Annotated in this window: 13 protein-coding genes and 1 other RNA gene; 4 read left to right on the plus strand and 10 right to left on the minus strand. The window is 65.3% G+C overall.

What is annotated here, in order from left to right; genetic code table 11:
• Positions 1-137: 137 nt before the first annotated feature.
• A complete protein-coding gene (locus RTQ83_RS01130) occupies positions 138-434 on the plus strand; it encodes a hypothetical protein (protein ID WP_312510697.1) in 297 nt (98 codons plus the stop codon).
• A gap of 99 nt (positions 435-533) precedes the next feature.
• Here RTQ83_RS01130 and RTQ83_RS01135 read toward each other — a convergent pair whose 3' ends face one another.
• The 6 genes from RTQ83_RS01135 to ubiD all read right to left on the minus strand — a co-directional run bounded on the left by RTQ83_RS01135 (position 534) and on the right by ubiD (position 7,214).
• Positions 534-1,847 carry a glycosyltransferase gene (locus tag RTQ83_RS01135; RefSeq protein ID WP_312510698.1) on the minus strand — a complete coding sequence of 438 codons (1,314 nt, stop codon included), beginning with the start codon at positions 1,845-1,847 and terminating at the stop codon, positions 534-536.
• Positions 1,848-2,095: 248 nt separating this feature from the next.
• Complete coding sequence (gene recR / locus RTQ83_RS01140) at positions 2,096-2,686, minus strand: recombination mediator RecR (protein ID WP_312510699.1); 591 nt, start codon at positions 2,684-2,686, stop codon at positions 2,096-2,098.
• 43 nt (positions 2,687-2,729) lie between these two features.
• Entirely contained in the window at positions 2,730-3,059 is a 330-nt protein-coding gene (locus RTQ83_RS01145) for a YbaB/EbfC family nucleoid-associated protein (protein WP_312510700.1), read from the minus strand.
• A gap of 61 nt (positions 3,060-3,120) precedes the next feature.
• Entirely contained in the window at positions 3,121-5,298 is a 2,178-nt protein-coding gene (locus RTQ83_RS01150) for a DNA polymerase III subunit gamma/tau (protein WP_312510701.1), read from the minus strand.
• A gap of 196 nt (positions 5,299-5,494) precedes the next feature.
• Positions 5,495-5,593: signal recognition particle sRNA small type (gene ffs / locus RTQ83_RS01155), an RNA gene on the minus strand.
• Between the two features lie 136 nt (positions 5,594-5,729).
• Positions 5,730-7,214 carry a 4-hydroxy-3-polyprenylbenzoate decarboxylase gene (gene ubiD, locus RTQ83_RS01160; RefSeq protein ID WP_312510702.1) on the minus strand — a complete coding sequence of 495 codons (1,485 nt, stop codon included), beginning with the start codon at positions 7,212-7,214 and terminating at the stop codon, positions 5,730-5,732.
• A gap of 570 nt (positions 7,215-7,784) precedes the next feature.
• Between ubiD and RTQ83_RS01165 the strand changes: the two genes are divergently transcribed.
• The gene (locus tag RTQ83_RS01165) at positions 7,785-8,618 is read left to right on the plus strand and encodes a transglycosylase SLT domain-containing protein (protein WP_312510703.1); all 834 of its coding nucleotides are present in this window, start codon (positions 7,785-7,787) and stop codon (positions 8,616-8,618) included.
• Between the two features lie 71 nt (positions 8,619-8,689).
• Here the strand turns inward: RTQ83_RS01165 and RTQ83_RS01170 are convergent, their stop codons facing one another.
• From RTQ83_RS01170 to ribBA, 4 genes are all read right to left on the minus strand, one after another.
• Entirely contained in the window at positions 8,690-10,069 is a 1,380-nt protein-coding gene (locus RTQ83_RS01170; RefSeq protein ID WP_312510704.1) for a hypothetical protein, read from the minus strand.
• Positions 10,070-10,198: 129 nt separating this feature from the next.
• On the minus strand, positions 10,199-10,669 hold the full coding sequence (gene nusB / locus RTQ83_RS01175) for a transcription antitermination factor NusB (protein WP_312510705.1): 471 nt from the start codon (positions 10,667-10,669) through the stop codon (positions 10,199-10,201).
• A 20-nt stretch (positions 10,670-10,689) separates the two neighbouring features.
• A complete protein-coding gene (gene ribH, locus RTQ83_RS01180; protein ID WP_312510706.1) occupies positions 10,690-11,169 on the minus strand; it encodes a 6,7-dimethyl-8-ribityllumazine synthase in 480 nt (159 codons plus the stop codon).
• A 43-nt stretch (positions 11,170-11,212) separates the two neighbouring features.
• Positions 11,213-12,325, minus strand: coding sequence for a bifunctional 3,4-dihydroxy-2-butanone-4-phosphate synthase/GTP cyclohydrolase II (gene ribBA / locus RTQ83_RS01185; protein ID WP_312510708.1), 1,113 nt, complete (start codon positions 12,323-12,325; stop codon positions 11,213-11,215).
• 347 nt (positions 12,326-12,672) lie between these two features.
• Between ribBA and RTQ83_RS01190 the strand changes: the two genes are divergently transcribed.
• Positions 12,673-15,384 (plus strand): EAL domain-containing protein, encoded by a 2,712-nt coding sequence (locus RTQ83_RS01190; protein ID WP_312510710.1) that lies wholly within the window; start codon positions 12,673-12,675, stop codon positions 15,382-15,384.
• A 158-nt stretch (positions 15,385-15,542) separates the two neighbouring features.
• Positions 15,543-18,425 (plus strand): insulinase family protein, encoded by a 2,883-nt coding sequence (locus RTQ83_RS01195; RefSeq protein ID WP_312510711.1) that lies wholly within the window; start codon positions 15,543-15,545, stop codon positions 18,423-18,425.
• Positions 18,426-18,478 lie beyond the last annotated feature (53 nt).

The following is an 18,478-nucleotide window of genomic DNA, read 5'->3' on the forward strand; positions in this document are numbered from 1 at the left end:
ATCTTGCCAGAGAAACCTTATTTTGTGGCGAGCCGACCTGCGGGGACACGCCGGGCGCACGATTGATCTAGCGCAGATTCGAGCCTGCCCTCGGGCCTATGCTGGCTCAGCGTCGTGCACAGCGACGGGAGGAGATCATGCGCAACGTCATCCACATCATCGGCGTGCTGGCCCTGGCCTTGCTGGCGACGGCCTGCACGACGCCGCAGGAACGCGCAGCGCGCATGCAGGCAGAGATGACGCAATTGATCGCCATCTATGGTCCGGCCTGCGCTCAGCTCGGTTATGCAGCCAACAGCGATCCATGGCGCCAGTGCGTACTGCACCTGAGCACGCGCGAAGAACTGCAGCGCATGGGCAATGCGAGCAGTTATTACGGAGGCTGGGGACCGGGCGGCTGGCGTGGCGGCGGGTATTGGGGGCCGTACTGGTGAGCCTGCATCGAGCCCGATATCGAGCCCGGTGGCGCGCCGGTGGCGCGCCGGTCCTAGCCGGTCATGCCGGCGGCTGTTGAAAGGACGGCGCTGCCGACATCAACTGCGACAGCGTATCTTCGCGCGGTCGTCGTTGATGGATGAAGCGGCACCAATAATCGGGGCATCGGCGGAGAGCACCGGGTCGCCCCGCTCCGCGTTTCGTGCCGCTATTCGTGACGCTGTTTGTGCCGCTATGCTTGCCAATGTTCGTGCCCCATTTCTTCCCGTTTCTTGCCCCGCTGTGAGTCCCACTCCATGCGCCGCGCTGTGCCCGCTGCCTACATGGTTTGCGAGCAGGTGCTCATAGCGCCCCATCAGATGCACGAACACCTGGTTCCAGTCGAAACAGCGTTCGACCTTGCGCCGGGCCTGCGCACCGAGTGCCGCCAGGTCACGCGCGCAGGCGTCGCGTATCGCACCGGCCAGGCTGTCGGCGCAGTTCGGCCGCGCCAGTACACCGCAGTCATCGTCGACCAGTTCCGAGACGCCGCCACCGGTAGTGACCACCACCGGCAAGCCGCAGCCCATCGCTTCGAGCACGATCAGGCCGAAGGTTTCGCAGTCGCCCGGATGCACCAGCAGGTCGCAGCTGGCCAGCATGCGCGCCAGTGCGCGCTGGTCGCGCTGGAATGGCATCAGCGTAGTGTTCGGCATCATCGGCAGCGGTTCGCCGGCGCCCACCAGCAGCAGGTGGTAGCCGGGGCCGAGTCGGCCAAGCGCATCCAGCAGGACGTCCAGCTTCTTGTCAGCGGTGAAGCGCCCGGCGTACACCAGCAGGCGCACGTCGGACTTCAGCCCGAGCCTCGCCTTGAAATCAGGGTCGCGCCGGCCTGGATGGAACACGGCGCTGTCGATGCCCAGCGGCTGGTGCAGCGCGCCGTGCACGCCCATCGCCTGCAGCTGTTCAACCATGCGCCGGCTCGGCGCCAGCACCAGGTCGAAGCGCGCGTACAATCGCGTTAGGTAACGCGCGCTCACGCCGGCGGCGGCGTCACCGAAGCGGTTTTGCAGCAGGCGCGGCAGGTCGGAATGGTAGAAGGCGACGGCCGGCACGTCTAGCCGGTCGCGCGCGCGCAGCGCGGCCCAGGCGCAATGCCCCGCGTCGCCGACCTCGATCAGATCCGGTCGCAGGGCACGCAGGCGACGCGCGATCGCACTCACCGAGAGCGGCATGCGGTAGCCGTGGATGCCGGGCAGCGCCAGGCCGGGCACGCGCAGGCGCGCCGGTGCTTCGCCGCGGTCGACGTTGGGACTGAGGATGGTGTGCCGCATGCGGCCCTGGCGCGCCAGCCAGCGCGACTTGGCGTTCAGGTAGGTGCTGACGCCGCCTCCTTCGGCGGCGTAGAACATCGTGAGGTCGACGAGATGCATGGCCACGCGGTCCGCTGAAAAAACCACGATAGCAGCGCGATATGGATGGGGATTGAGCGCACGCACAGCATCGCGGTAGGCGACCCGGCGCGAGTGTGCTAGTGCGTGTGTGAAGGGAAGGCGAAGCGCCGGCAGCGACGGACCGGATGCGGGACGTGTCGCGCACGGTAAAGCATTAGATCGTTTGCACACGACTGTCGCGCGTGCCACCACGAACTACGGCGCGGCACCGCGGCGCAACAGCTTTCTCAGGCCGTACGCCGATCCAGCATCGCACGCGCGATCGTGCCCGCATCCACATACTCGAGCTCGCCACCAACCGGCACGCCGCGCGCCAACCGGCTGACCTTCAGCCCGCGCGCCTTCAGCATTTCGCTGATGTAGTGCGCAGTGGCTTCGCCTTCGTTGGTGAAATTGGTCGCCAGTACCACCTCGCCCACCACGCCATCGGTGGCGCGCGCGGTCAGCTTGTCGAGATGCAGGTCGCGTGGACCGATCCCGTCCAGCGGGGACAGCCGTCCCATCAGCACGAAGTAGAGTCCGCGCCAGGTCAGGGTCTGCTCGATCATGATCTGGTCGGCCGGCGTCTCGACCACGCACAGCAGCGTGTGGTCGCGCTCCTGGTCCGCGCACAGGTCGCAGACTTCGGTATCCGAGAAGGTGTTGCACCTGGCGCAGTGGTGCACCGTGTCGACCGCCTGGTAGAGCGCGCGCGACAGTTGCGCGGCGCCTTCGCGGTCGTGCTGCAGCAGGTGAAATGCCATGCGCTGGGCCGACTTGGGGCCGATGCCCGGCAGGCGCCGCAGCGATTCGATGAGAAATTCGAGCGATGTCGACATAAGGGGCGTCCCGCCACACGCAGCGGCGGGACCGTGGCCTCGGTTAGAAAGGCATCTTGAAGCCTGGCGGCAGGCCAGGCATGCCGGCGGTCAGGCCGCTCATTTTTTCGGCGGCGGTGGCTTCGGCCTTGCGCACGGCGTCGTTGAACGCTGCGGCGACCAGGTCTTCCAGCATGTCGCGGTCGTCGCCCAGCAGCGACGGATCGATGGTGACGCGCTTGACGTCGTTCTTGCAGGTCATGACGACCTTCACCAGGCCGGCGCCGGACTGGCCTTCGACCTCGATCGAAGCCAGCTGCTCCTGCGCCTTCTTCATATTGTCCTGCATGGCCTGGGCTTGCTTCATCAGGCCTGCGAGCTGGTTTTTCATCATGGTGCGATTCTCCAATAGTCGAATGAGTTGATAATCTAGCGGATTGCGTCGGGTGCCAGCGTCAGGCGACCTTCACCGAGCCAGGCACGACGAAGGCGTCGAAGCGCCGCTCGAGTTCCTGCACGAAGGGGTCGGCCGCCACGATCGATTCGGCCAGGCGCTGGCGCTCTTCGCGCGCCGCCTTCTGCTCGGCACTGGCGGTGTACCACACCGGACCGATCTCGGATTCGACGCTGACGCGCAGTTCGGGGAAATGTTCCTGCAGCGCGGCCGTCAGTTTCTCGGTGTTGCCGCTCGCGCGCAGCGTATCGACCGGCACGCGCAGGCGGAAGGTGACGGCGCGATCCTGCGCCACGCAGCCGATCAGTTCAGTCTGCAGCGCCAGCTGCTGGGCCACGCCGCGCAGCGGCAGGCTGCCGGCCAAGGCCGGCCAGTTGCCGTCCCAGCCGATTTCCGGCACCGGCGTGACGACGTAGGCATGCGGCGCCCTGGCCGGTGCGCGCACGGGCGCCGCCGGCACCGGCGCCACCACGGCCGGCGCCTCGGAGGCGACAGCGGTGTCGTCGGAAAATTCAGTGACCCACGACGGCGGTTCGTCGTCCGCCGGCTGGGCACGCATGGCCGGCTGCGGACGCGCCATCGCCTGCGGCTGCCCGTTGTCCCACGGCGGCGTGCCTGTTGGACCGACGGCGGGACCAACAGCCGGTGCCGCTTGGCGCATCTGCGGCGCCGACGGCATCGATGCGGACGGGCCGGGAGCAGCTGGTGGTGGAGGCGGCGGCGCGCTCGGCATCAGTGCCGGTGCCGCGGCGGCGGACGCATCCGCGCCCGGACGCTTCGGCGCCTGGCGCATGCCCGAGGCGGCGCGCGCCGCTTCCAGCGCGGCATTGATCGCGGCGCGGGCCGAGGTCATTGCCGGTGCGCCCGGTGCCGCAGCGGCGGTCGGCGCCGATCCACCTTGCGCGGATGGATTCGGTGCAGCGCCCGATGCCGGGCGGGCCGGCGCCGCAGCGGGAGCTGCCGCGGACGGACGCGGCGTCACCGCGGCGTGGCTGGCGCTCGCCGCCGCAGCGGCGCGCGCACCCGGCGCCGCCATCGGCGCGGCGGCCGGCGGCGCAGCGGATGCTTCGGCCCCGCCCTGCCCCGGACGGAATGCCAGCATGCGCAGCAGCGTCATGGTGAAGCCCGCGTATTCGTCCGGCGCCAGGCCGATCTCGTTGCGGCCGTGCACCGCGATCTGGTAATACAGCTGCACTTCCTGCGGATCGAACAGCGTGGCCAGGCGCATGATGTCGGCCAGTTCCGGCAGGTCTTGCGGCACCGCACCCGGCACCGACTGCGCCAGCGCCACGCGGTGCAGCAGCGTGCCCAGGTCTTGCAGCGCGCCGTTGTACGACAGGCTGCGGCTGGCCATTTCGTCGGCCACTGCCATCAGGTCGGCGCCGTCCTGCTTGGCGAGCGCGTCGAGCAGGCGCACCAGGTAGGACTGGTCGAGCGCGCCGAGCATGCCCTGCACCGCGTCCAGCGTCACCTGGCCGGCGGCATAGGCGATCGCCTGGTCGGTGAGCGACAGCGCGTCGCGCATCGAGCCGTGCGCGCCCTGCGCCAGCAGGCGCAGGGCGGGCTGCTCGAAGGTTACGCCTTCCTGGCCCAGGATGTTCTCGAGGTGGCCGACGATATGGCCCGGCGGCATCTGCTTGAGGTTGAACTGCAGGCAGCGCGACAGGACCGTCACGGGAATCTTTTGCGGGTCGGTGGTCGCCAGGATGAACTTGACGTGCGGCGGCGGCTCTTCCAGCGTCTTGAGCATCGCGTTGAACGCGTGGTTGGTGAGCATGTGCACCTCGTCGATCATGTAGACCTTGAAGCGCGCATTGCTCGGCGCGTACACGGCTTGCTCAAGCAGCTGGGCCATCTCGTCGACGCCGCGGTTCGAGGCCGCATCCATCTCGATGTAGTCGACGAAGCGGCCGGCATCGATCGCACGGCAGGCCTCGCACACGCCGCACGGCTCGGCCGTGATATCGCCCTGCCCGTCCGGGCCGGTGCAATTCAGGGACTTGGCCAGGATACGCGACAGCGTGGTCTTGCCGACCCCGCGCGTGCCCGTGAACAGATAGGCGTGGTGCAGCCGTCCGGTGCGAAGCGCATGGGTCAGCGCACGAACCACGTGCTCCTGGCCGACCAGCGTTTCGAAGTTCTTGGGACGGTATTTGCGGGCGAGGACTTGATAGGACATACAGCGATTTTACCGCAGTTGGCGTCAGCCGCGAACAATCCGCAGGCGACCTCGGGTGCGGCAGGCGTAATCGGACACGCTTCGTCGCGACATGGGCGCCGACGCTGGGACAGTGTTGGAATGGTACGACTAAGGAAGAGCTGGGACTGTGAAGCCGGGAATGTGCAACTGAACTGCGACGCTGGAAGCGAAAGGAAGAGGCGAGCCTGATCTGCGGCACTTGCGGTTAACGGCTTTGGCTGCTTCGTTCCCGACCTGACCAGGTAAACCATGCCACAATGCGCAGGGGCCCGCCGAGGTGAATTATACCTGACGGTGTGAAGTTTGGGGAAATTGGCCGCCAGCGGCTGCTTCACGGACCTGCGTTATCGGCCAATCCCCTGGAAGGCGCACATTTCGTGGCCGGCGTCTGCCGGCCATTTCCTGCTTTCTCAGATCCCCAACTGATCCCAGATCGAATCGATCTTCGCTTTCACCCCCGGCTCCATCACGATCGGCGTCCCCCACTCACGATTGGTCTCGCCCGGCCATTTATTAGTGGCATCGATCCCCATCTTGCTGCCCAGCCCGCTGATCGGCGAGGCGAAGTCGAGATAATCGATCGGCGTGTTGTCCACCATGACCGTGTCGCGGGTCGGATCGACCCGGGTCGTGATGGCCCAGATCACCTCTTTCCAGTCGCGCACATTGACGTCCTCGTCCACCACCACGATGAACTTGGTATACATGAACTGGCGCAGGAAGCTCCACACCCCGAACATCACGCGCTTGGCATGGCCGGCATACTGCTTCTTCATCTGCACCACCGCCATGCGGTAGCTGCAGCCCTCGGGCGGCAGATAGAAATCGGTGATCTCGCTGAACTGCTTCTGCAGCAGCGGAATGAAGACCTCGTTCAACGCCACGCCCAGCACCGCCGGCTCGTCCGGCGGTTTGCCGGTGTAGGTCGAGTGATAGATCGGGTCGCGCCGCATGGTGATGCGGTCGATGGTGAACACCGGGAAGCTGTCCTGCTCATTGTAATAGCCGGTGTGGTCGCCATACGGCCCTTCGAGCGCGTGCTCGAAGCCGGACGGGTGGTTCACATCCGGGTAGATATGCCCTTCCAGCACGATCTCGGCGGAAGCCGGCACCCGCAGTTCACTGCCGATGGCCTTGGTCAGCGCGGTGCGGCTGCCGCGCAGCAGGCCGGCGAACTGGTATTCGGACAGGCTGTCCGGCACCGGCGTCACCGCGCCCAGGATGGTGGCCGGGTCGGCGCCCAGTGCCACCGCGATCGGGTACGGCTTGCCCGGATTGGCCAGTGCATGCTCGCGGAAATCGAGCGCGCCGCCGCGGTGCGCCAGCCAGCGCATGATGACCTTGTTCGGCCCCAGTACCTGCTGGCGGTAGATGCCCAGATTCTGGCGCTTCTTGTTCGGTCCCTTGGTGATCACCAGGCCCCAGGTAATGAGGGGCGCGATGTCGCCCGGCCAGCAATGCTGGATCGGCAGGCGGCCGAGGTCGACATCGGCGCCCTCCCACACGATTTCCTGGCACGGTGCGCCCTTCACTTCCTTCGGCGCCATGTCCCACACCGCTTTCACGAGCGAGCCCATGCCCATGATGTCCTTGACACCCTTGGGCGGCTCCGGTTCCTTGAGGCGGGCCAGCACGTGGCCGATGCGGCGCAATTCGCCCACGTCGTCCGCGCCCATGCCCAGCGCCACCCGTTTCGGCGTGCCGAACAGGTTGGCCAGCACCGGGATCGTGTGACCGGTCGGTTTGTTGAACAGCAGCGCCGGACCGCCTGCGCGCAGGGTACGGTCGGCAATTTCGGTCATTTCCAAGTTGGGCGATACTGGAATGTCGATACGTTTGAGGTCGCCCATACGGTCGAGTTGGGCCAGGAAATCTCGCAAATCTGTATATTTCATCAAGTTTTGATCATTTCTTCTAGTCTTGGAAGTTAGTTAAAAGTCAACTCCAAGTGATTGATTCGTCAAGTGATTCCGTTCGCAGACCAAGCCTATCAGAACTAAAAGTAATAAGGCGCGGACGTGCTAGGGTTGACTTGATATAAGCTCGCCCATACAATCCGTCCTACTTGATGAGACAGGCAAGTCTTTTTGACATGATTTTAGCTGTTCTCATGCATTCACGGGGTCGGGGCCCCACATGACATTTTAAGGAGTGTTTTTTCAACGGGCGTCTGCCCACTCCCCCGAGACAGTTGTTGAGCCACTGGTCCCCGACTTACGGTCGGCAGCCAGCTGAAGCAAAGCAATGACGGCGTTAGTCGGCCGCGTGACGGCGACAGACGATATTTCTGATGCACGGCAATAGTCCGCCCAACGACATGCTTAGAGCGTGCCGCCGGGATCGCTTTTGCCGCGACAAAGGGGAATTCGATGTTTCATCGTTTCATCATGAGCGCAAGGCTCATGCAATCCATGGCCAGCCAGCCAATCACGTGGTCTTCCGTGATGAAAGCGGCACGCGGTGTGATGAACACCGCACGTTATACCGTGACCGTATTCGGTCTCACCGCCATCGCGATGCTCGCGATGCTTTATACAAACGAAGGTTTCGCCAAGCGCGTCTCCGAAATGCTGCATCCGAAGCCGGCCATCGTGGCCAGCGCTCCCGCAGTTGCTACCCCGGTCGCGGCGATCAACGCCGAAGCCGTGGCCGAAGAAACCACGAGCGTCATGCATGCCACCGAGCCGCATCCGACGCTGGGCAATGCCAAGCAGCAGCAATGGGTCACCAACTGGCTGTCGAAGCGTTATCGCGTCGCCAGCGATGCCGCCAACATGCTGGTGTCCACCGCCTACATCACGGCGCACGAGGTCAAGCTCGATCCGCTCCTGATCCTGGCGGTGATGGCGATCGAATCGGGCCTGAACCCGTTCGCCGAAAGCCCGATGGGCGCCAAGGGCCTGATGCAGGTCATGGCCAAGGTCCACCACGACAAGTTCGCGGAAGTCGGCGGCCAGCAGGCTGCCCTGAATCCGGTCGCCAACATCCGTGTCGGCGCCCTGATCCTGAAGGATTACGTCAAGCGTACCGGTTCGGTCGAAGGCGGCCTGAAGACCTACGTCGGCGCCGCCGACCTGGAAACCGATTCGGGCTACGGCTCGAAAGTGCTGGCCGAGTACCGTCGCCTGAAGCAAGTGGCCAAAGGCCAGAACGTGCCGACCTTCACCCGTCCAACGCCGGCGACCGTGGTCGCCAGCAAGCCGGCCGAGCCGCAGGCGACCAAGCCGGAAGCCAAGCCGGCGCCGGCAGCGAACACCGCTGAAACCCACGCTTCGACCCCTGAGCTGGCTGGTCTGTAAGTAACGATTGAAGTTGCCCTTGGATGCCACCGCCTTGCGCGGTGGCTTTTTTGCTTTGGTAACTGAATTGCTCAGGGAATCACGCGCACATTGCGGATACCGGGCGCTTCGCCGCTGTGATTCTGCAACCCGTACACCAGCGATACCAGCGCCAGCGTTTGCAGGCTGCGGTCTTCGCCCGAACCTTCGTTATCCTTCGGCCGCACCGGATCGATGCGGTAGTGCTTCGACCGGTACGCCACCGACACCGCGGCGTCCGGCGCCTGCTCGCAGCATTTCGCCACGAACAGCGTGGCGGCGGGACTGGCGCGCACGGGAATGGTCAGCAAGCGCTGGTTTTCCGCGTAGTCCCGGCTGAGTTCACCGAGGAAGTACAGCATCGACTGCGTCGAGCGCATCACGAAGCGGACCTGCATCTCGGGCTTGTCCGGTCCGGCTGGCTTGACCGGCCTGCCCTGCGACTTTTCCAGCCGCTGTGTATTCTGCGTGCGAAATGCGCCCATCAGCGCCTGCACCACCGGCCATTTCTCGGCGTCGATGCCGACGTCGCACGGTGCCGCCGTCAACTCTTGCGCGACCAGCTTCGGCGTGGCGCCGGTGAATAACAAGGCCGATTCCCTGGAGATCGAGGCATAGCGGATCAACCCGGTCTTCGCTTCCTTGGCACCGAGAGCCGCACCGGCCTGATTGACCTGCACCGGGACCAGACCGACGCTTTTCAGCGCGGCCACGTCGTCCAGACCGGTCCTGCCGGCGCTCTCGGATAAGACTGGCGTGTGAAAGGTGTAATCGGATTCTTCCTGCAAAGTCGGCCGGCATGTTGCCAGCGCCTCCACCACCTCTTTAAATATGGGGAAGGTTTCCGAAAAAGGGCTGTTATGCACGCTGTAGATGACGCGCCCGCTGCCGTCGATCACTTCCATGCTGCCAATGAACAGGTGCAGCACCATGGCCTGCGGCCATCCCTGGTTGGCAAAGTACACCATCAGGCGTGAATCGACCGGAGTCGTGATCCCGCGCATGAATTCCTGGGACACCAGGCTGGCAGTGTCGACGCTGGACGCCATCTCGACCGAGGGTGACAGCGTATAGGCCGGCGTGGCGGCGCCTCCGAACGGCAGTGCCAGCGCCACTGACGGCTTGCCGATGCCGAGTCCACCCGGCGCGGCGCGCACCACGTTCACCTGCGTAAAATGCATCGGCATGCGCTCCTGCGCGCGCACGATATTCAACAGCAGGTAAGCGTTGTGTGCGTCCTCCTGCACCACATTCGAGGTGAGCGCGCTCTTTACCAGCGGCGCCGAGCATCCGGCGAGAGTGGCGAAGATGGCGATGAGCGCTCCGCGCCCGGCTGCTGTCCTGATACGAAACGGTGCCACGGAACGACGCATATTTGCTCTCCCAGTGATTGACAGCCATTGATCGATTTTGATGGTGTACAGCAGAGTCAATCTATTGCCGCGCTAAGCTCACTGTCAATTTCTCAAGATCCGTAGCCAGCCCATCTGCGCAACTCGTTGTAAATACGCGAATAAAAAAAAAGCCACCCGAAGGTGGCTTTCTCACTCATACAGAACGGATCAGCGACGACCGTCCGCCGTCACTTCATCCGGCCGCATCTTTGACGCCAGCTTGTCCAGCACGCCATTGACGTACTTGTGGCCATCGATACCGCCGAACGACTTGGTCAGCTCGACCGCCTCGTTGATCACTACTCGATACGGAATCTCCGGATGGTTCTTCAGTTCATACGCGCCCAGCAGCAGCACGGCGTGTTCGATCGGCGACAGTTCGGTCAGCGCACGGTCGATCAGCGGCGCGATGGCTTCGCGCAGCTCGACCGAGGTGCTGATGGTGCCGTTCAGCAGCGCCGAAAAGAATTCGCCGTCGGCCTTGTCGAAACCATGGGCGCCGCGGATGTTGGTGGACACCGTGCGTGCCGATTCATTGTTCAGCAGCCACTGGTACAGGCCCTGGAGCGCGAACTCGCGCGCGCGGTGGCGCGGGGTGCGGTTCTTGCTCGGGTTGGCGTGCGTGCTCTTGTCAGTCATTGTTCTCTTGCCTTTTCTGTTTACTCGTCTTCAGGCACCAGCTCGTCGAGCGCGATCAGCAGGTTCGACATCTCGACCGCCACGCGCGCCGCGTCGGCACCCTTTTCTGCCATGCGGGCTTCGGCCTGCTCGTCGTTTTCGGTGGTCAGGATCGCGTTGGCGATCGGCATGCCGTAGTCCAGGCCAATGCGGGTGATGCCGGCGCCCGACTCGTTCGAGACCAGCTCGAAGTGGTAAGTTTCGCCGCGGATCACCGCGCCCAGCGCGATCAGCGCGTCGAACTGCTCGGTGACGGCCATGCGCTGCAGCGCCAGCGGCACTTCCAGCGCGCCCGGCACGGTCACGTGCAGGATGTCTTCGTCAGCCACGCCCAGGCGCTTGAGCTCGGCCAGGCAGGACGACAGCAGGCCATGGCCGACGTCGGCGTTGAAACGGGCCTGCACGATACCGATACGCAGGCCTTCGCCCTGCAGATTGCTTTCGAAAGTTCCTACCGTCATGGCTGACCTCTTCTTTGTCTGATGTGTATTAAATGAATGTGTTTCAGGCTTCCGGGCGCGGCACGTAACCGGTGACTTCCAGATCAAACCCGGTCATCGACGGCATCTTGCGCGGATTGGCCAGCAGCTGCATCTTGCCCACGCCCAGCGCGCGCAGGATCTGGGCGCCGATGCCGTAGGTGCGCAGGTCCATCGAGGCGGCGCGTGCGCCGGCCTTGGCGGCCTTGCCGTCGTTCGGGGCGAACTGCGCGAACAGTTCGTCGGCGCTTTCGCCGCAGTTGAGCAGCACGATCACGCCGGCGTCGCTGGCTTTGATGGTGCGCATCGCCGAGGCCATGTCCCACGAGTGGGTGGTGGCACGGTTTTCCAGCAGGTCGAGGATCGAGACCGGCTGGTGCACGCGCACCAGCGCTTCCTTCTCGGGCGACAATTGGCCATGCACCAGCGCCAGGTGCGCCGCGCCGCTCGGACCGTCGCGGAAGGCGACCAGCTTGAATTCGCCGTGCTCGGTCGACAGCTGGCGCTCGGCCACGCGCTCGACCAGGCATTCGTTCTGGCTGCGGTAATGGATCAGGTCGGCGATGGTGCCGATCTTCAAATTGTGTTCTTTCGCGAACTCGATCAGGTCCGGCAGGCGCGCCATGGTGCCGTCTTCCTTGATGATCTCGCAGATCACCGAGGCCGGGGTCAGGCCCGCCATCTGGGTCAGGTCGCAGCCGGCTTCGGTATGGCCCGCGCGCATCAGCACGCCGCCCTTCTGGGCGCGCAGCGGGAAGATGTGGCCCGGCTGCACCAGGTCGTCGGGCGAAGCGCCCTTGGCCACCGCCACCTGGATGGTGCGCGCGCGGTCGGCCGCCGAGATGCCGGTGGTGACGCCTTCGGCCGCTTCGATCGAGACGGTGAAATTGGTGCCGAACGAGGTGCCGTTACGCGAAGTCATCATCGGCAGTGCCAGCTGGTCGCAGATTTCTTCGGACAGGGTCAGGCACACCAGGCCGCGCGCGTGGCGGATCATGAAGTTGATCGCCTCGGGGGTGACGAAGTCGGCTGCAAGCACGAGGTCGCCTTCGTTCTCGCGATCTTCTTCGTCGACCAGAATGACCATGCGGCCTGCGCGAAGTTCGGCAACGATTTCCTCGGTGCTGGAGATAGACATACGATTCCTTGATACGGGGGTTGTGCGTAATCCGCTATTTTAAAGGATTTGCAGGCTTTCAACCGCATCGGGAGGCCCGCCGCCGCCAAAACCACGGGCTCAACCAGACCCGATCGGTAGCGAGCCGTTGCCATCGCGCAACCGTTCTCGCGAAAAACCGTTAATTGTTAAGTGAAAGCTTCTTACGATGCAACATCCTACCGTGCCGAGGCCGGAGTCGATTATGATTAAAACATCGTCGCCGCACCCATCCGAAACGTGCGGAGGTCTTTATTTTTCGGAGTTGCCATGCCGGTAGTTCTCGATATTCATTGCAAGCACTCCGCCTCCCGGAACAGGCGGTGCTGATGGCTACCATCCTGATCGTCGACGACCGGCCGAGCAACCGCACCTATCTCACCGCCCTGCTCGGCTATACCGAGCACCGCCTGCTGCAGGCCGCCGACGGCGCCGAGGCGCTGGCCGTGACCCGCGCCGAGCATCCCGACCTGATCATCACCGACATCCTGATGCCGACCATGGACGGCTACGAGTTCGTCCAGCAAGTACGCGCCGACCCGCAGCTGCACGCTACGCGCGTGATCTTCATGTCGGCGGTCTATTCTGAACGCGAAACCATCGCCATGGCGGCGCGCTGCGGCGTGACCACGGTACTTGGAAAGCCGGCCGACGCCAGCCAGGTGCTGGGTGCCGTCAACGCCGAGCTGGCCGCGGCCCGCGGCGGCCCGGCGCCGACCCTGCCCGAGCGGCGCCGGCTGACCGGTGCCGACGACGCGCAAGACAATGAACACGACAGCGAACGCGCACTGCCGTTCGACCTGTGCGCGCGTCTGTCCGAGCTCGAACGCATGTGCCTGGCGCTGGTGGGCGAACGCCGGGTCGAGGCCCTGGCCGATGCCTTCGTCGACGCCGCGCGGCGCGTGCTGAGCGCCGATTGCGTCGCCCTGTGCCTGCTCGACAGCACCGAACGCAAGGTCTGCCACCTGAGCGCCTGGGGTGTCGACGGCGCCCTGCTGAACGATTACGCGCTGACCGGCGACGACCTGCCGGCCATGCTGCTGCAGGCGCGTGCGCCGGTACGCCTGTCCGGCGACGACGCCCTGCTGGCCACCCTGCCCGCCGGCCATCCGCCGGTCGGCTACCTGCTCGGTCTGCAGGTGCACGACCTGCACCATCCGCACGGCTGGCTGTATTGCGCGCGCAGCCCGGACGCCGCGCCGTTCTCGGACGAAGAAGAACGCTGGGCGACCGCGCTGGCGGCGCAGCTGGCGGTGGCCCACGAAAACCAGAACCTGTACGACGTGGTGCAGCGCCATGCCGCCCAATTGCAGCTGGAAGCGCTGGCGCGCGCCGATGCCGACGCCGCATTGAAGAGCAGCGAACACCGTCTGCAGCTGGCGCGCCAGGTGTTCGACAGCACCCAGGAAGCGATCGTCATGACCGATGCCGACGCCACCATCGTCGCCGTCAACCCGGCCTTCGAAGAGATCACCGGCTACCGCGAAGCCGAGGTGATGGGCCTGAATCCGAGCATGATGAAGTCCGGCCAGCACGACGCCTGCTTCTATGCCGGCATGTGGAATTGCCTGGAAAAGGACGGCAAATGGCGCGGCGAGATCTGGAACCGCCGTAAAAATGGCGAGATCTATCCGGCCAGCATGAGCATCAGCGCGGTGCGCGACGAGCGCGGCGAATTGACCGCCTATGTCGGCGTGGCGACCGACCTGTCGGCGCTGAAGGCGGCGCACTACAAGCTCGACTTTTTGTCGAACCACGACGTCCTGACCCAGCTGCCGAACCGCTCGCTGTTCAACGACCGCATGCAGCAGGCGCTGGCGGCGGCGCGCCAGGATGCCAGCCAGCTGGCGCTGCTTTTATTTAACGTCGACCGCCTGTCGCGCATCAACGACAGCCTCGGCCACGGCGCCGGCGACGCCGTGCTGCGCGAAGTGGCGCGCCGCGCCGGCGAGGTGGCCGGCCCGACCGACACCGTGGCGCGCCTGTCGGGCGACGAATTCGTCATGCTGTTGACCGATTTCGAAGACACCGACGACGTCATCTACCGCGCCCAGCGCCTGATCGATGCCGTGGCCCAGCCGCACTCGGTCGGCGGGCACGACCTGGTGGTCACCGGCAGCGTCGGCATCAGCATCTACCCGCGCGACGGCGACGCCGCCGGCGACCTGCTCAAGGCGGCCGACGCCGCCCTGACCCACATGAAGGAAGCCGGGCGCAACGGTTTCCGCTTCTTCAAGGGCGAGATGAATGCCGAGGCGCTGCGCTGGCTGGCGCTGGAAACCCGGCTGCGGCGCGCCATCGAGCGCGACGAGCTGGCCCTGCACTACCAGCCGCAGGTCTCGCGCATCGACGGCCGCCTGGTCGGCATGGAAGCGCTGCTGCGCTGGCGTAGCGACGAGGTCGGCATGGTGTCGCCGGGCGACTTCATCCCGCTGGCCGAAGACACCGGCCTGATCCATCCGATCGGCGAATGGGTCATCCGCCAGGCGTGTTTCCAGAACAAGGCCTGGCAGCATGCCGGCCTGGCGCCGGTGCGGGTGGCGGTGAACGTTTCGGCCAGCCAGTTCAAGGCCGGCAGCGTACCGCGCGTGGTGCGCGCGGCGCTGGAAGACAGCGGCCTGGCGCCGCACTGGCTCGAAGTCGAGATCACCGAAAGCGTGATGCTGGGCGACAGCAGCGCCGCCGAAGCGCAGCTGGCCGAACTGCGCGCGATGGGCGTCTCGCTGTCGCTGGACGACTTTGGCACCGGCTACTCCTCGCTCGGCTACCTGTCGCGCTTCCCGCTGGATAAACTCAAGATCGACCAGACCTTCGTGCGCAATATCGCCACCGAGCAGCGCAGCGCCGCCATTGCCCAGGCCACCATCGCGCTGGCCCAGGGCCTGTCGCTGGCGGTGGTGGCCGAAGGGGTGGAAACGGTGGGCCAGCGCGACTTTCTGGGCAGCCTCGGTTGCGACGTGCTGCAGGGCTATCTGTATGGACGGCCGGTGCCGGCGTTCGAAATAGCACAGCTGCTGGCGCGCGGCAAGGTGACGCTGTGAACCTTGCCCGGGGCCCAGTCCCGACCGCGGTCGGTCAACCACCGCGCTGGTCGTCCTGAGCGACCGCAAAACGACCCGTTTGCTCAACCGTGCGACGCCGGTGACGCGGCCGCCAACGGAGTAGAATGCTGCTGAGCATATCAACGGACATCGCCCCAATGAGCAACAATTTCGTACGCGGCCTGTGCCTGGCCGCGGCGCTGTGCATGCAGTCGCTGATCCAGATGCCGGCGCACGCCGCGCTGCAGCTGGACGCCCCGATCCCGGTCGGTCCGCAAGTCAAGGTCGGCAAGCTGCCGAACGGCCTCACCTATTACATCCAGCGCAATGCGCGCCCGGACCGCAAGCTCGAGCTGCGCCTGGTGGTCAAGGCCGGCTCGATCCTGGAAGACGAAGACCAGCGCGGCCTGGCGCACTTCGTGGAGCACATGGCCTTCAACGGCACCACCAATTTCCGCAAGCACGAGCTGGTCTCCTACCTGCAGTCGATCGGCGTCGGCTTCGGCGCCGACCTCAACGCCTATACCTCGTTCGACGAGACCGTGTACATCCTGCCGATCCCGACCGACAAGCCGCAGAACGTGAGCAAGGCGTTCCAGGTGCTGGAAGACTGGGCCCACGGCGTGCGTTTCGATGCCGATGCGATCGACAAGGAACGCGGCATCATCCTGGAAGAACTGCGGCTGGGCAAAGGCGCCTCGGACCGCATGGGCAAGCAGATCTATCCCAAGATCTTCAACGGTTCCAAATATGCCGAGCGGCTGCCGATCGGCCAGGAAGACGTGCTGCGCAACTTCAAGCCGGACGCCCTGCGCCGCTTCTACCGCGACTGGTACCGCCCTGACCTGATGGCCGTGGTGGTGGTCGGCGATGTCGATCCGGCCCGCGCCGAACAATTGGTCAAGCAGCACTTTTCGCGCCTGAAGAATCCAGCCAGGCCGCGTCCGCGCGAGTACGCTGCGATTCCCGCGCGCACCAATACCGAAGCCATGGTGGTCACCGATCCTGAAGCCAGCGGCAACGCGGTGCTGATCCGCTATCCGGTGCAGCCGGTGCGCGAAGCCGGCACCGTGCGCGCCTACCGCGAAGACCTGGTGCAGGGACTGTTCGGCGCCATGCTCAGCCAGCGCCTGGCCGAACTGGCGCAGTTGCCGGATGCACCCTACCTGGGCGCGAGCAGCTCGCTCGGCAAGCTGACCCCGCGCTATCATTCGTACAACGCCTCGGCCGCGCTCGGTCCGCGCGGCGCCGCGCCGGCGATCGCCGCCCTGGTGCAGGAAAACGAACGCGCACGCCAGCACGGCTTCGGTGCCCAGGAACTGGAACGGGCCAAGAAAAACCTGATGCGCAGCTACGAGCAGGCCTGGAACGAGCGCGCCAAGAGCGATTCGAGCACCTACGCCGCCGAGTACATCCGCAACTTCCTGCAGGATGAAGCGATCCCCGGCATCGATACCGAATACAAGTACGTACAGGAGCTGGTGCCCGGCATCACGCTCGACGAGATGAACGCCTACGCGCGCCGCACCATCCCGGCGGACTCGGGCAAGCTGGTGCTGTACACCGGCGTCGACAAGCCGGATGCGCCGAGCGGCGAGCAATTGCTGGCGGCGGTGGCCGAGGCGGCGCGTGCGCCGGTTACCCCGCACGACGAGAAGACGCTGGCGGCGCGCCTGATGGACAAGCCGCCGCAGCCGGGCAAGATTGTCGCCGAAAGCCATGACAAGGCACTCGGGCTGACCAATCTGACGCTGTCGAACGGCGTCAAGGTGATCCTGAAGCCGACCGACTTCCGCAACGACCAGGTGGTGCTGAGCGCGGCGCGCTTCGGCGGCCAGAGCCTGTTCAGCGACCGCGACATCCTGAATGCGCGCTATTCGAACGCCATCGTGGCCAGCATGGGTACCAAGGATTTCAGCCCGCTCGACCTGAACAAGATTTTGGCCGGCAAGGCGGCCGGCGTGACGGTGGGCCTGGGCGCCTACACCGACGTGGTCGGCGGTGCCTCGGGCGCGTCGGATGTCGAGACCATGCTGCAACTGCTGTGGCTGAAGTTCGCCGGCGTGCGCCGCGACGAAGACCTGTTCCGCGCCTACGTCGACAAGCAGACCGAGGTGGCACGCAACCAGCTCACCCTGCCTGGTCGACGCTTCGGCGACGCCGTGATCGCGGCGCTGTACAACGGCCACCCGCGTGCGCCGCGCGCGCTGCAGCCGGAAGAGTTCGGCAAGATCGAGCTCGACCGCAGCATCGACATCTTCCGCCAGCGCTTCTCGAGCGCCAAGGACCTGACCTTCATCCTGGCCGGCAGTTTCGACGAAAAAGCGATCCGGCCGCTGCTGGCGACCTACCTCGGCAGCCTGCCGACGCCGGACATTCCGGTGGCCTACCGCGACGTCGGCCTGCGTCCGGTGACCGGCGTGGTCAAGCGCGAAGTACGCGGCGGCACCGAACCGAAAAGCACGATCTCGCTCAACTTCACCGGCCCGGCCGAGTTCTCCGAAGCCGAGCAGCTGCGCCTGTCGGCGCTGATCGAAGTCACCAACCTGCGCATCATCGAAACCCTGCGCGAGAAGATGGCGATGATTTATGGCGGCGGCGCCAGCGGCTCGCTGAGCAAGATCCCATACGGGAATTATGCGATCGGCATCAACCTGCCGACCGGCCCCGAGAACGTGGACAAGGTGATCGCCGCGACCTTCGCCGAGATCGCGCGCCTGCAGGAGCAAGGCCCTGATGCGGCCGAGCTGGACAAGGTCAAGACCAACTGGATCCAGAACCACCGCCGCTCGCTGCGCGAAAACGGCTACTGGGTCGCCAACCTGCAGTCGGCGCTGACCGAAGGCACCGATCCGACGTCGATCCTGAAGGTCGAGCAGCAGGTGCAGGCCCTGACGGCGCAGGACGTGCAGGCCGCGGCGAAACGGTATTTCGACACCCGCAACTATGTGCAGGTGGTGCTCAATCCCGAGGTGCAGGCTGCTGCGGCCAGTGTTGCCAAGGCGGCGGCGGCGGCGCCGGCTGCAGCGCCCGGGAGCTGAAAGAGGCTGGCTGCACCGCATCCGCGTCATACGCCCGGACCAGGGTATGCGGC

Source organism: Massilia sp. (assembly GCF_031995545.1).
In the GTDB taxonomy this organism is placed as follows: domain Bacteria; phylum Pseudomonadota; class Gammaproteobacteria; order Burkholderiales; family Burkholderiaceae_D; genus Telluria.

Bases quoted from the DNA above. Each gene is read 5' to 3' on its own strand.
- RTQ83_RS01130 (WP_312510697.1), top strand. From the start codon at position 138: ATGCGCAACGTCATCCACATCATCGGCGTGCTGGCCCTGGCCTTGCTG.
- RTQ83_RS01135 (WP_312510698.1), bottom strand. From the start codon at position 1,847: ATGCATCTCGTCGACCTCACGATGTTCTACGCCGCCGAAGGAGGCGGC.
- recR (WP_312510699.1), bottom strand. From the start codon at position 2,686: ATGTCGACATCGCTCGAATTTCTCATCGAATCGCTGCGGCGCCTGCCG.
- RTQ83_RS01145 (WP_312510700.1), bottom strand. From the start codon at position 3,059: ATGATGAAAAACCAGCTCGCAGGCCTGATGAAGCAAGCCCAGGCCATG.
- RTQ83_RS01150 (WP_312510701.1), bottom strand. From the start codon at position 5,298: ATGTCCTATCAAGTCCTCGCCCGCAAATACCGTCCCAAGAACTTCGAA.
- ubiD (WP_312510702.1), bottom strand. From the start codon at position 7,214: ATGAAATATACAGATTTGCGAGATTTCCTGGCCCAACTCGACCGTATG.
- RTQ83_RS01165 (WP_312510703.1), top strand. From the start codon at position 7,785: ATGAACACCGCACGTTATACCGTGACCGTATTCGGTCTCACCGCCATC.
- nusB (WP_312510705.1), bottom strand. From the start codon at position 10,669: ATGACTGACAAGAGCACGCACGCCAACCCGAGCAAGAACCGCACCCCG.
- ribH (WP_312510706.1), bottom strand. From the start codon at position 11,169: ATGACGGTAGGAACTTTCGAAAGCAATCTGCAGGGCGAAGGCCTGCGT.
- ribBA (WP_312510708.1), bottom strand. From the start codon at position 12,325: ATGTCTATCTCCAGCACCGAGGAAATCGTTGCCGAACTTCGCGCAGGC.
- RTQ83_RS01190 (WP_312510710.1), top strand. From the start codon at position 12,673: ATGGCTACCATCCTGATCGTCGACGACCGGCCGAGCAACCGCACCTAT.
- RTQ83_RS01195 (WP_312510711.1), top strand. From the start codon at position 15,543: ATGAGCAACAATTTCGTACGCGGCCTGTGCCTGGCCGCGGCGCTGTGC.